Origin of the sequence: Segatella copri, from assembly GCF_009494835.1 — a bacterium.
GTDB lineage: Bacteria > Bacteroidota > Bacteroidia > Bacteroidales > Bacteroidaceae > Prevotella > Prevotella copri_F.
The window spans coordinates 105,556-118,595 of sequence record NZ_VZBE01000055.1 but is presented as its reverse complement, the minus strand read 5'-3'; the positions used below and the strand labels follow the sequence as shown (position 1 = coordinate 118,595).

The 13,040-nt window shown below is 39.7% G+C and carries 8 protein-coding genes and 1 tRNA gene; 6 read left to right on the top strand and 3 right to left on the bottom strand.

Annotation, left to right across the window (positions count from 1 at the left end):
- Genes mads7 through F7D47_RS07820 form a run of 4 tightly spaced genes read left to right on the top strand, consistent with a single transcriptional unit; the run spans position 1 to position 8,326 of the window.
- Complete coding sequence (mads7, locus tag F7D47_RS07835; RefSeq protein ID WP_153086139.1) at positions 1 to 1,563, top strand: methylation-associated defense system protein MAD7; 1,563 nt, start codon at positions 1 to 3, stop codon at positions 1,561 to 1,563.
- Entirely contained in the window at positions 1,563 to 7,091 is a 5,529-nt protein-coding gene (gene mads8, locus F7D47_RS07830; RefSeq protein WP_153086138.1) for a methylation-associated defense system ATP-binding protein MAD8, read from the top strand. Before mads7 ends, mads8 begins: the two co-directional genes overlap by 1 nt.
- Before the next feature lie 3 nt (positions 7,092 to 7,094).
- Positions 7,095 to 7,781, top strand: coding sequence for a PP2C family protein-serine/threonine phosphatase (locus F7D47_RS07825; RefSeq protein WP_153095691.1), 687 nt, complete (start codon positions 7,095 to 7,097; stop codon positions 7,779 to 7,781).
- Positions 7,778 to 8,326 carry a hypothetical protein gene (locus tag F7D47_RS07820; RefSeq protein WP_153086136.1) on the top strand — a complete coding sequence of 183 codons (549 nt, stop codon included), beginning with the start codon at positions 7,778 to 7,780 and terminating at the stop codon, positions 8,324 to 8,326. The genes F7D47_RS07825 and F7D47_RS07820 overlap by 4 nt, the downstream gene beginning before the upstream one ends.
- Before the next feature lie 63 nt (positions 8,327 to 8,389).
- Here F7D47_RS07820 and F7D47_RS07815 read toward each other — a convergent pair whose 3' ends face one another.
- The 3 genes from F7D47_RS07815 to F7D47_RS07805 all read right to left on the bottom strand — a co-directional run bounded on the left by F7D47_RS07815 (position 8,390) and on the right by F7D47_RS07805 (position 10,241).
- Positions 8,390 to 9,082, bottom strand: coding sequence for a hypothetical protein (locus tag F7D47_RS07815; RefSeq protein WP_153086135.1), 693 nt, complete (start codon positions 9,080 to 9,082; stop codon positions 8,390 to 8,392).
- A gap of 115 nt (positions 9,083 to 9,197) precedes the next feature.
- Positions 9,198 to 9,845 carry a hypothetical protein gene (locus tag F7D47_RS07810; RefSeq protein WP_153086134.1) on the bottom strand — a complete coding sequence of 216 codons (648 nt, stop codon included), beginning with the start codon at positions 9,843 to 9,845 and terminating at the stop codon, positions 9,198 to 9,200.
- A gap of 314 nt (positions 9,846 to 10,159) precedes the next feature.
- Positions 10,160 to 10,241 (bottom strand) — tRNA-Leu (locus tag F7D47_RS07805).
- 183 nt (positions 10,242 to 10,424) lie between these two features.
- On the opposite strand from F7D47_RS07805, the gene F7D47_RS07800 reads away from it, so the two are divergent.
- The gene (locus F7D47_RS07800; protein ID WP_153086133.1) at positions 10,425 to 11,540 is read left to right on the top strand and encodes an SGNH/GDSL hydrolase family protein; all 1,116 of its coding nucleotides are present in this window, start codon (positions 10,425 to 10,427) and stop codon (positions 11,538 to 11,540) included.
- 40 nt (positions 11,541 to 11,580) lie between these two features.
- A complete protein-coding gene (locus tag F7D47_RS07795; protein ID WP_153086132.1) occupies positions 11,581 to 12,858 on the top strand; it encodes a histidine-type phosphatase in 1,278 nt (425 codons plus the stop codon).
- Positions 12,859 to 13,040 lie beyond the last annotated feature (182 nt).

Here is a 13,040-nt window from a genome sequence, read left to right as displayed (position 1 = left end):
ATGATATTGAAATTAAAAAGAGGAACAGGCGTCAAAGCATTTATGAATAAGGACATTCTGTATGTCAACTTCAAGCAAATCAGTCTTGACCGTGTGCTTACAAATCTATTTGAAAAGATATATGCCAACGGTGTTCCCGTGACGTTGCTGTTCAGAAAAGAATATACAATGGACATATTGACAAAGAATATATCCATATTAGAGCAGCAAGGCTTAATCAATGGTGCCACAGATAATGAGGAAGGTATCGATGAATGGTTACGTAGTTCATTACTAGAACTCGTGAATCGTGGCAACGTAGTGAAAGAGCATATTGCTACTTTAAAACCGTTGCATATGCTGAGCTTTCGTGTGCAAAATGCCAAGTATTGTAGAGACTATTATGCTTCGGAACAATTGTACTTGATGCTGCATAGCAATCCCGAGGTGATGAAAGGCTTAGAGAAATATCTCAATAAGGGATGGGACAAAAAGTCGAAAAGTATCGTAACGTCAGAAAATCTTGACGTGGATACAATGGGAATCTTGTATATGACCAGTCAACTAAAGGAAAGATTGGGTATTAATACATCTGTCGACTCAACTCCGTCTCCATTTCTATCCAGTCAAGCTGCTCTGTTCAATGATGATATACGACGCTTGTTAGTGTATAAGGAGAAAATTCCTCGTACAGTTTTCATTGACTATCTGCGCATTTTGTGTGGTTTTCACCTTGCACTTTATACGATGAAGGTCATTTATTTACTTCCAAAGATGATAGTGAAGGGGACTCGTAACATAGTAGATGATTGGTCGATGGTTGTGGACTTGACCGACAGTCTGGATAGTCAGGTAGCTCCATATGCATGTAGGGACATAGAGCGCATGGAAAATAGTTATGGGCAATATATAAGAAGCACCTATATGGTAGATCTTGTTCAAGAAAGAAAGCATTGTGACATCGATGAGGCTTTGCGCTATCTAAAGGAGGAGAACAATGCTAATGGTGAATACTACGAGATGACTCTTAATAACATCCAGAATAATCTTCCAGTCAAAGACGAGAAGGAATTTGATCAAGAAGACATGGCGGAAATGTTGCAGTATTTCGATGAACAAGACTACTTTGGGAGATTATTGCATGTATTGGAAAAGTCAAATCTTGGTAGTGGTCAGCGTAAATATCTCATTACGTTTCTTGATTCAGCTGCCATGAAGAACTCTTCTTCAATGTTACTGGCAGATAGCAGGTCTAAAATGCACCCACGTAGAGGTGTTATTGGCTCAAAGTTGCTGGAAACACTGGTTCAGTTGTTGGTTCTTCGCCAGAGTAAGGGTGGAGGATATGAGACATGTTCGCTTTCTATAGACGAATTGGCAAATGCTATTCGTGAACGATATGGTCTCATTATCAATGGTATTGAGGAAGAGCGATTCACTGATGCAGATGTGGAAATAAATGCCGCTTTCCGTACCAATATGGATGCATTTAAAAATAAATTGCGCCAGATTGGATTCTATACTGATATGAGTGACGCTTGCATCCTTCAAAAAATTCGTCCACGTTATAAATTGGAAGACTAATGGAAAAAATTAAAACATTATATTACGAACGTTTTATTCAACATGTTGTTGATTCTTATTCGGCAAAGTTGAAAGCTGCTAAGCCTGGTCATTGTATGAAGATTACAGGCTTGGCTTTGAAAGAATTGCGTGTGTTACTTCCCTTGCTTCGACCATTGAATAGCGAGATGGAAGTTTATATTCTTTCTGAGACGGAAAAAGGTGAGGAATTCATTCATGCCACAAAACTTATTGAATTGAGAAACAATCCTGATAAGGCAGTATTGATACTTGTTCCTTCCAATAGTCGTACATCGGCAGAAGATTCTTATGGTGATGCAACCTTCCAAAACCTTTCTGTAGCTGAATTGCAAGATTCTTTCATATGGAAACTCATTGATGAGATGCCTAATGAAAAAGAGTTTCTTTGGAAGCAAATGACAGATCTTTTTGAGGAGATAAAGCCATCAAGAACTTCTGTCGTAAATTATCTGCTTTACCTTGAAATGCAGCAATTCTCAGATGAAGCTTGGGGTAATGGGTTGTATTTGTTCGGGATGTTACCTGATAGAGACCTTGTCAAAAACGAAGGCTCTGTCAGAAGAAGATTTATGCTCAATAAAGAAAAGGTGTCATCCGTAATGGCTGATTTCTCCATGACGGCTGCTGATAGAATAGCAAGTCTTCCTCTTGTGCGAAATACCGTGCAAAAGGAATTGATGAAATATTTTACAACAACTGAGAACATAGAGGATGCTCTTTCGCTATTTGAAAACATTCATGAGAACCATCCTGAGTTTAACTATGCAGGGCTACCTTGGATTGATAAAGGTGAAGATAGACCTGTGAAACTTACAGTAGAGATTGTATCAGGAAAAGATGCCAAAAAGGAATTGGTGCGTGATTTTGAAACAGGAGCTTTGATTCTTGGCATTCCAAAAGACAAGAAAGGCAAAATTTCATTCATAATCACTACAGATCCATCTCCAAAGGATTATCCTGATATATTCTCTTTTGAGATAGCTTTAGTGAATATTGAGGATTTTACAGAGATTGGAGTTGTAAAGAAAGCTAAAGTTGGTACGAACAAGCGTGCTTCTCGTAAACTCTCTTTAAACATACCATATGGCTTTGTTGAAGAGGGTGAATACATGCTTCGTGTCCGTGCTCTTGATGAGAATGGTATCGTTCTCGATACGCTAAAGGTGTTCAAAGAGGAACGCATACAGGCAGCTTGGCTTGACGCTAAGGAACAGAACCAAAATCTTCTGATGGAACAATATCGTTTGGAACAGCATGTTGCATATTGTAACGAATCAGAGAGCTTTACTATCACTGAGGATAATACGGATATCGGTACTACTGTGGATAAGCGTGGCAAGGTGAATAGCTTTACTCAGGCTGCCATACATTATCGTAGTACTCATCTGGCAAAAGAAGAGGAACTTGACCTTCCTAATGATGCTGCAGAAAGAGGTGCATGGATAGAAGGAACGCTCAATAGTACCTATCAATTTGATTTTGGTGCAGCATATGCTTATCAGATACAATTGCCAAAGAAACTGATTCAACTTGAAACAACTTTCTTGGTGAACAGTTCAAACTTTGGTCATGTAGAGGCTTTGTTAAGTGGAAACCCAACAGATACAAAATTGTTGGATCCAACTGATACAGCAAAGCAATACCCTCTTTTTATTGCAGCAAAGGGAATAACAATTCCGGAAGAACTGGCTTCATTACGTGAAGAGTTATTCTGTGTTATGCGTGAGTCTGCTGATAATGAAACAGGTCTTACTTGTACCACTGATTTTGCGAGCAATATAGGCCTTGTTAAGGCTTATCTTTCCGAATATGACTTGTGGTTGAGAAATCTTAGTGAGCAGGAGTTGAACGAAGCACAGATTATTACTCTTCAAAATCTTGATACAGTTCTCCTTACTGTCGAAATGCCTGATGGCTCCAATGAGAATGTCAAACTTATAGCACCTCTTCACCCATTGCGTCTTGCATGGATGGTAAACCTCTATGAATTATATCAAGACTGGGAAGAGAAGACTTTGGAGAATCCAAAATACCGTAAGGCATGGTACAGAAAGTTGGATAAATTGTTCCTCGGACTTTTGCCAATGGAGATTGCTCCTTTGGTTCTTAGCGAGAACTCTTTGAAGGAAGCATATCAGTATATAGGTGAAATTACCTTTGGTTGGGGAGCATACGCACAACCTTCTTTTGGAAAAGAAGAGGCATTTGCTTCGGGCTATCGCCAATTGAAATCATATACAGCTATGTTGTTGAATGTGGCAAGAGAAAAGCGTATTGACAGTGATGTCAGCAAGGAACTTGTTGTACGCCACCTCTTCAACTATGGTCTTTCGCATCCATATACAGACAAATTGGTTATCAATTTGTTCAATGCAGGTGATGCTTCTGTGTTTGCCCAGGCGCTCATAGAATTGGAAAAGATAGGATTAGGTCTTGATTTGACTTATGAAATCCGTTTGTTCTCAGATAATAATATGCTTCAATCTGGAGAAGCTTTTAAGGATTTGTTGGATCCTGATGCAGCAGGAGCACCAGAAGCAGAGGTGTTCTCTCAGGCTTCCACAAACCGTCTGTTCCCAAAACTCCGTTTCTCGTTGAACAGAGTAAGTGATTTCATAGATAATCATGATAAGTATCAAGCACACCTCTCGTTCTTGGTTAATCCATTTGCTGTCAATACGGAATTAGTGCGTCCAGATGAATTGAGTCGTTCTTTCTATCTGAATGGAACTATATGCAGAAATGTGGTTAATGCAACCAAGGAAGGTAAGTCTTTTGTGTGGAATCGTTATTTCTCTAATAAGATATTGCCAAATCCTGTTTCTGAGTCAGCCAACTTAGAGGTAAGCCTCTTTGCTCGTTTGCAAGAATCAACAGGAAAGTTGCTCTCTTCTACACTCGAAGAGTCTGTACCAGCAACAACTCTTCGCTTGAAGGAAAATGACATGATGCTTCTCTCCTTTGTGCATGATAGCAGCGACTGGGTTATTACTTTTGATAAGAATATGGGACCTGAATTTTACGACCTTCCTTGTGCCGGCGAAAATGATGTCCCTTATCTCCTCGACTATGTACCAGGCGAAGAAGCTACAGGTGTGTCTTCATATCTCACTACAAAACCAACAAGTGAGATTGGCGCATTGATGATACCACTTTTTAAGGAATATGGTATCAATCTGGAAAAGTATGACAACTTTAAGCAAATACTGGAAGATGTTCGCTCAGTAAGTAGTTCACTTATCATGCAGGTAAATGCCACTTCACGCAAGGGTTTTGAGGTTATTGGAACAACTCTGTGTAAACGTTTCTTGGAAAAGAAGGGAATAACAAAAGAATCTTTCCTGATTCCTATTGATCTTCATAAGGAACTCTTTGTGGATTTGGATAATGAGAACAAGGAAAGAGCAGATAATCTTGTTGTCAAAATGGATCCAGCCAAGAAAGAACTTCTGTTTACTGTAGTTGAGATAAAATGCCGTAATGCACACTATAACGCAGATGAGTTGCATGAGAAGATGGTTAATCAGATGGAAAATACTATCTTTGCGCTCCGCTCTCATTTTGAAATGGCTGTTGATGGGTATGACCGACTTGACAGAGAATTAAAAGTGCTTGAATTGAAGTCGTTCTTGGAATTCTATATTCGTCGTGCAATCCGTTATGGACAGTTGGATCCTCAATTCGCTCACGAATATATGGTGTTCTTAAGCAAATTAGCTGATGGATATACTATTCGTTTCAAACAATTGGGAGTTGTTTTTGACTTTACTCAGATGGAACGCCAAAAGAAAGATTTCTATGGTGATGCTGTTATATATACGATGGGTGAACCTGTTATAGGAGAAATACTAAATACAGAAGGAACTCTTAATACACAGGTGCTTGAAGCCATGGACAAGGAGTTTGTGAATTACTTTGAGCCAACATTTGCTCCAGTAAAAGCTCATGTAGATAACAATGTTTCAGTTCAATTTGTTCAAGTATCAAAGGAACCAGAGCAGGATTCAGAATATGAAGTTATCATTCCTTCTAAACATGCAGAAAAGCCTGTAGTAAAAGTGTCACCAGAAAATAACATGATGGATAAAACAGGAGATGAGCCAGAAGAGCAGCCTTCTGTTTCATTTACACCATCGGAAGATAAAGTCTCTGGTGATGTAGATGGCTGTGATGATGCAGAGACACCAGATATAATTGCGCACAAAGATATAGACTCGAATAAAGTTGAGGATGATATAGAGCCAACAGAATTAAAGACAGAAACTGAGCAAGTTCCAGAGGATTCTAATTATCAAGAACCTCATTGCGATGTTATCATTGGTAAAAATGGTGATAGTCCACAATATGGTGTACTTGGAAAAATGATAAGTAATGGACGTGTTATTGGACTTGATCTAAATGAATGTAATACGGTCAGCTTGTTTGGCGTTCAAGGTGCTGGAAAGAGTTATACAATTGGGTCTATCACTGAGATGGTTCTTCGTCAATTCTCCAAGGTGAATAAATTGCCTGCGCCAATGGCAAGTGTCATTTTCCATTATAGTGACAGTATGGATTATGCTCCAGAATTTACCTCAATGGTATATCCTAACGATGAAGCAGGTCAGTTGGCAAAACTGAAAGCAGAGTATGGAGCAGAACCTGGAAATATTAAAGATGTGGTTCTTCTCGCTCCTGAAAGCCAAGTCGAAACGAGAAAGGCTGAATATCCAGACATCGAGGTTCTTTCTATCGGATTTGATTCAGCAGAATTGTCTGTTAAGGATTGGATGTTCTTGCTTGGTGCTATGGGTAACGACTCTACTTATATAAAAGAGTTGAAGCAGATAATGAAGGCTTGCCGTTATGACATAAGCCTTGCCAACATTCGTAATGGAGTGGCTAACAGTGTCCATATGAGTGCTTCTCAACGTTCTCTTGCCGAGCAAAAACTTGAATTTGCGGAGGAGTATATCACAGATGGAAAAAAACTGCAGCAATACTTGAAGCCAGGAAGACTTATCATCGTTGATTTACGTGATGAGTTCATAGAAAAGGATGAAGCTTTAGGTTTGTTTGTGGTGATGCTAAACATTTTCTCATCTGTCATGAATGTTGATGGCCGAGCGTTTAACAAATTCATAGTATTTGATGAAGCTCATAAATACATGAATAACAAGGAACTTGTTGGCTCTATAACAACTGCAATTCGTGAGATGCGTCATAAAGGTGTCTCTATAATGATTGCCAGTCAGGATCCTATGAGCCTGCCAACTGAGATTATCGAACTCAGTTCTATTGTTGTCATGCATAGATTTAGCTCTCCAGCATGGGTAAAACATGTCCAAAAAGCTATTACGCCTCTCCAAACTCTTACGGCGACGGAGATGGCTTCATTAGGTTCAGGAGAAGCATACCTGTGGGCAAATAAGGCATCAGACAAAGCCATTACACAACGTCCAATCAAGATAAGTATACGTCCTCGTGTAACAAAACATGGTGGCGATACTATCCAAGCGGTTAAATAATTAATGAAAGTATTTGAATATACAAATCAAGGTTGTAGAGAAGAGAATCAGGACTATGTTGTTCATGGTTCTCTTCCCAACAACTCAGGAGTTTACATTGTGGCTGATGGCATGGGTGGTTATGCGGAAGGTGCAGTTGCTGCCAAAGTTGTTGGTGACGCATTGCTGGACTATGTTGAAATGAACTATACAAAGTTTGAACCTGCAATTCTGTTGAGAAAAGCTATTCCGTTTGCTAACGATGCGCTTATGCTAAAGCGTATTGCTCTTGGAACTTCTAAAATGGGATGTGTCATAACAGTTCTTCTGATATCTAATGGATATGCATATTTGACTTGGTTGGGTGATAGCCGTATATATATGTATAGAGATGGAGTAGAAGTCTATAGGACAGAAGACCATTCTATCATAAATGAATTAGCCAAGATTAAGACTCTTGCGGCATCGAGTTATGAAAAGTATTCATCAATAGTAACAAAGTCGATAATGGGTAGTGAACCTGTTGATGTTGCTCCAATACGTAGGATAAAAATCGAGCAAGGGGATGTCTTCGTTCTTTGTACAGATGGACTTCATAAAGAATTGGATATGATACAAGTTTTGAATTATGATGATAGTAAGAAAGCGGAATTTGATTCTATGGCTTCTAACGTATCGGACAATTTTTCTTTTATAAAAATAGAAATATGATATTGAACAATGCGATAATTGACGACATCAAAAGAAATTCTGGACTGTTGTTTGATAAGGCAGGTGATTTTGGATTGTTATCAACTTATATATTTAAGGAAACAGGACGTACTATAGGTGTAACGACACTTAAACGTCTTTTTAATTACATCAATGACGAAAGAAAGACAAGTGAATTTACGCTAAACACGATAGCATTGTATGTTGGTTATCAATCTTGGGAAGACTATTCTATTGCAAAGAAGCTAAATAGCGAATGGGGGTATAAGGATGAAACTATATATATTAGTGCTTTAGAAATTGGTACAAGAATTAAGCTTCAATATTTGGATCGAATTGTGACCTTTGAGGTTTGTGAAATAGAGGAAAGAAATGTACTTAATGTCATTTCTTCAGTAAATAGTAGTTTGCGAGAAAAGGATATCCTTTATGTTTATAAAATCCAAAAAGGAAACATTCTTGAAGCAGAAAAAGTTATTCGTGGGTCTAATATCGGAAATTATAGAACCAACGGAGAGATAAAAATCGTTGAGATTATAACCTAAAATTTTTATAGAAGTTAAAGCCGCCTGTATATGCAGCCGGCTTTAACTTTATTCCACGGTGAATTATTCTTCAATTTTACCATTGCGAAATGCAACAACCCACCATTCTCTGGCTTTTGAAACGGAACCACGTGATGCAATGCTTCCAGAATAAACGTTGAATGCAGTTCCATTATATTGGTTTTCTGATGAAGACCACCAATAATTATGGCGAGCTATTGGAGTTCCACTATATGATTGAGAACGTGCATAGGAACGTATTTCATTTTCAGATGGCAGATACCATTCCATATGATGCTCAGGGTCATGATTCATTTCTATGCAGAAAGCAATGGCAGGATAGTTTTTGTATGAATCCTTCCCACCTGTTGTCTTTTCAAGATTATAAACGAGTTTGGTCATTTCTAAGCCACTCAAATCTTTATCGCTCAAAGCCTTTTCTTGATATAATGCTTTGGAATTAGCCCATGCTAAACGACTGCCACTAAAAGGATTTCTGGCTTGGCTCACACATACCTTTCCTATGATTTGTCCTTTGGCGACGACACATATTGTGTCAAAACGATGCCCTTTTTGTGTGGTTGTGTTTTCTTCAACATCAAAAAGAATCTTGTTACCAGATAAACGAACATTATTTATCCAAGAAACTCCTTTCTTTAGTTTCACGACAGCACCTTCCACTTCGACATCTCTTGATAGAGAAACGGATTCTGAAGATGGCTTGTAGTTCAGAGAGACATCGTCAATGGAAGCCAAAGGCTTAGAACTCTGATTGTTCCCATGCTCATCGGATGACGATGAGCATGAATGTAGAAAAAATGTCTATAGGAAAAGAACTCCTATAGAAGATAGTATATGTAAATGTTTCATCTTATTTCTTAGTGTCATTTAATAATTTATCAATACTGAATGTGAATGTATAGTCATTTTGGACATTCTCAATCATGATAGGCATCATGATGGTCAATGTCTTTCCTATGTATGCTGATGCTTGTGCATCTCTTGTCGCAGCATCGCTGTATACGCATGGAATCAAGTATTTCTCTCTCCATCCACCATATTGACCAGAAACGTAATAAACATTTTCTGTTGGAAGGAGAAGATCTGAAAGATTTGCTCCCTTTGGAACTGTAGAAGCAGGTTGGCTGTTGTTGCGTTCCGTGTATTTTACACCAGAATGCATCACTCTGCCAGTCTGCCCTTTGTAATCAACATAACTAATGTCGTCCCAGTTGATTTTCAATGTATGTCCAGACTTGTTGGTTAGGTCAAAGTTGAATTGTTTGGCTCCAACATACCATACAATATAGATGTAGTCATCTTCATAACGGTACTTGTTTGTCGTTCCATCTTGGAAGTTTACAACTTTTGTTTCTCCAAATTGCTGTTTAGCATTAGCAGGACTCTCTACGGTTTTCAATCCAATAGAGTAGTCTGCAACATAGTTCTTGAAGGCTCCACAAGAAGATAGTGTAATAACACTTATTACAGAGCATAAAATCATACTAATTTTCTTCATATCTTTTAAAAATTAAATTGTTATTCAAATTTCTTATTTGCAAAAGTACAATAAAAAACTGAATGTTGTGTATAAAGATGAAAACATGGACAAAGATGGATGAGAGATTGATAGAATCCATAGATGCCAATAAAGTCTACGAAGGAGCTATGCACGGATTTAATTGCATGAAATCGTGTGAAAGAATGTAAAATGCAGCATACCTTTTGGCAACCACTATGAATTAGGAATGAAATACGTTGCCAAAATGTTGCCAAAAATAGTAAAAGAAAAATCCTAACCGCTTATTACCAAGCAGTTAGGATTTCCTTCTGTGCGCCTGATAGGACTCGAACCTACACGGCCTGAACCACTAGATCCTAAGTCTAGCGCGTCTACCAATTTCGCCACAAGCGCATTCTTGGGTGCAAAGATACAATAATAATTTGAATAAAAAGAAGAAAAATGAAAAAAATGATGGTTTTACTTGCTTTTTACGAGAAATAATGGTAATTTTGCAAACAGATACTGTTCTATTTTTATTTTGCAAAAAAACGAAGGCTGGACAGTAAGGACAGATAAAAACTAAATAACAGTAATATGAAAAAAGTATGGGTTATGATGCTGGCTACATTGATGGTTTCTTCCACGATGATGGCTGGAAATGTGAAGAAATCAACTACTCTTCCTATTGAGGGAGAGATCGTAAAGGCTTCTCATCCGATGATTCAGTATATTGGGCGTGTGAGCTTTGCTAAGAATCCTGATGTAGCCAGTTTCAATTATCCGGGAACTACGATTGAGGCTAGTTTTCAAGGATCTTCTCTGAAAATGCTGTGTCGCCCGAAGTCGGGATATTTCATGGCGCAGATTGATGGTTGCGAACCTTTCAAAGTGGGCTTTAATGCCGAACGCGATTCGGTTGTAACCCTGGCTGCGGCTTTGTCAAAGGGGGTGCATCATGCTAAGGTGATGTATGTGATAGAAGGTTTGTTCCGTAAACCGGAATTCAGGGGATTCGTTCTTGATAAGGGATGTCAGCTCGTTGAGGCTCAGGCTCTTCCGGTACGGAAAATTGAATTTATCGGAAATTCAATCACCTGCGGTTATGGTGTAGAAAGTATCAACATGTCTGATCCTTTTGAGGATGAAACGGAGAACCATTGGTTTACTTATGCCAATATCGTAAGTGACAGTCTGAAGGCCCAGCATACTTCTATCTCCCGCAGTGGTATCGGGGTATATCGTAATTATAATGGTCCGAAGACGGGTGATGCCGATAACATGCCTTGGCAATATGAATATACCTTATTTGACCAGCATGATGAAAAATGGGATTTTGCCAAGTATCAGCCTCAGTTAGTCTGCATCAATCTGGGTACGAACGATCTTTCTACCAAGAATTATGATATTCAACTCTACGAGAAGAATTATCGCATGTTTCTTAAAACGGTACGTAGCAAGTATCCTCATGCAAAGATTGTGATGTTGACAGGTCCGATGCTCGGCGAGAAGGAGAGTAGCAAGCAGCGAACAGTGCTTGATAGAATCTGTGCTGATGCCAATAAAACTGATAAGAACATTTACCGTTTCGATTTCAGTTTCCAGAAAGGAGATTTAGGTTATGGCGCCAGCTGGCATCCTAGTATGTTGCAGCATCGGAAGATGGCGGCAGAATTGCTTCCGTTCCTGAGAAAACTGATGAATTGGAATTAAATGAGACTGTATGTTTTCAAAACAAAATTATATGATAACAATGAATACAAAGAATCTATTATTGTTGGCATCTCTTACATTGGCGATGCCTCTGACAGCACAGACTCCGCAAGAGGATTTCAAGCGGGATATCACGCTTTCGGGTAGTAACTATGTAGCTTATCGTGGTCCGCAGAAACCGCTGGCAGCGGCTCCTAAGGGTTATAAACCTTTTTATCTGAGCCATTATGGGCGGCATGGTTCCCGCTATATGATAGGCAAGAAGGCTTATGATGTACCTTATTTCTCTCTGCTCAAAGCGAAGCAGGAGGGCAAACTGACAGCTAAGGGCGAGGAAACGCTGGCTAAGGTGAAGATGATTCGTGAGGAGGCGAAGGGGCGCGATGGCGAACTGACTCCGCTCGGAGCTCTCCAGCATCAGGGTATTACCAGAAGAATGATGGAGCGATTCCCTGAGATTTTTGCCGGTAATACGAATATTGAGGCCCGAAGTACTTTGGTAATCCGATGCATCCTCTCTATGGAGAACGGTTTGCAGCAGATGCTGCGTATCAATCCGAAACTTCATATCTTCCATGATGCCAGCGAGCATGATATGTATTATATGAACCAGGACGACAGATACCTGGATAGCTTGAAGAACAGCGTGGGTATCAAGGTGGCACTGCAGGAATTTGCACAGAAGCACGTTAGCTATAGCCGTGTGATGCAGGAACTGTTCAACGACCCTGCCTGGGTGAAGCAGAATATCAACCAGAGTGACCTGAACAGCAAACTTTATAAGATGGCAAGCTCAATCCAAGGCACGGAACTGAGGGGCAAGGTTTCGCTCTATGACCTCTTTACGGAGGAGGAACTGTATCAGAACTGGCTGAATGCCAACATCTCGTGGCAGATGGCTTACGGCAACTCGCCTTATACGGGCAATGTGCAGCCGTTCTCCCAGCGCAATCTCTTGAGAAACATCATCCAGAAGGCAGATAGCTGCATCGCTCTTCCGCATCCGGGTGCTACCCTGAGATATGGACACGATACAATGGTTACTCCGCTTACCTGTTTGCTGGATTTGAATGGGTATGGCGAGGAGATTAAGGATCCGGAGAAGATTGCTTCTCAATGGTGGGATTATAAGATTACTCCGATGGCTACGAATTTGCAGTTTGTTTTTTATAGAAACAAGGCGAATGATGTGCTGGTGAAGGTGCTTTTGAATGAAGATGAGGCTACTTTGCCTATCAAGAGCGATGTGGCACCTTATTACCACTGGAATGACTTTAAGGAATACTGCCTGAAAAAGCTGGCGGGGTATAAAAGGTAAAAATGAAGGCTACTGACTGCTGGAGGGACAGGCGATGGAATCGCCTGGAACGGGGGCAGGAGGGGGACTGGCTTCTTTTTTTGCTGAAACGCGAAATGCAAATGGCTAGATAATAAAAAAGGGGGCTTAAGCTTTTTGGGCTTAAGCTCCTTTTTTTATGATGGGCGCTTTTCTTGCTGCTT

What these genes read in the sequence shown, in the direction of transcription:
- F7D47_RS07825 (WP_153095691.1), top strand. Translation starts at nt 7,095, where the DNA reads ATGAAAGTATTTGAATATACAAATCAAGGTTGTAGAGAAGAGAATCAG.
- F7D47_RS07795 (WP_153086132.1), top strand. Translation starts at nt 11,581, where the DNA reads ATGAATACAAAGAATCTATTATTGTTGGCATCTCTTACATTGGCGATG.
- F7D47_RS07800 (WP_153086133.1), top strand. Translation starts at nt 10,425, where the DNA reads ATGAAAAAAGTATGGGTTATGATGCTGGCTACATTGATGGTTTCTTCC.
- F7D47_RS07810 (WP_153086134.1), bottom strand. Translation starts at nt 9,845, where the DNA reads ATGAAGAAAATTAGTATGATTTTATGCTCTGTAATAAGTGTTATTACA.
- mads8 (WP_153086138.1), top strand. Translation starts at nt 1,563, where the DNA reads ATGGAAAAAATTAAAACATTATATTACGAACGTTTTATTCAACATGTT.
- F7D47_RS07820 (WP_153086136.1), top strand. Translation starts at nt 7,778, where the DNA reads ATGATATTGAACAATGCGATAATTGACGACATCAAAAGAAATTCTGGA.
- mads7 (WP_153086139.1), top strand. Translation starts at nt 1, where the DNA reads ATGATATTGAAATTAAAAAGAGGAACAGGCGTCAAAGCATTTATGAAT.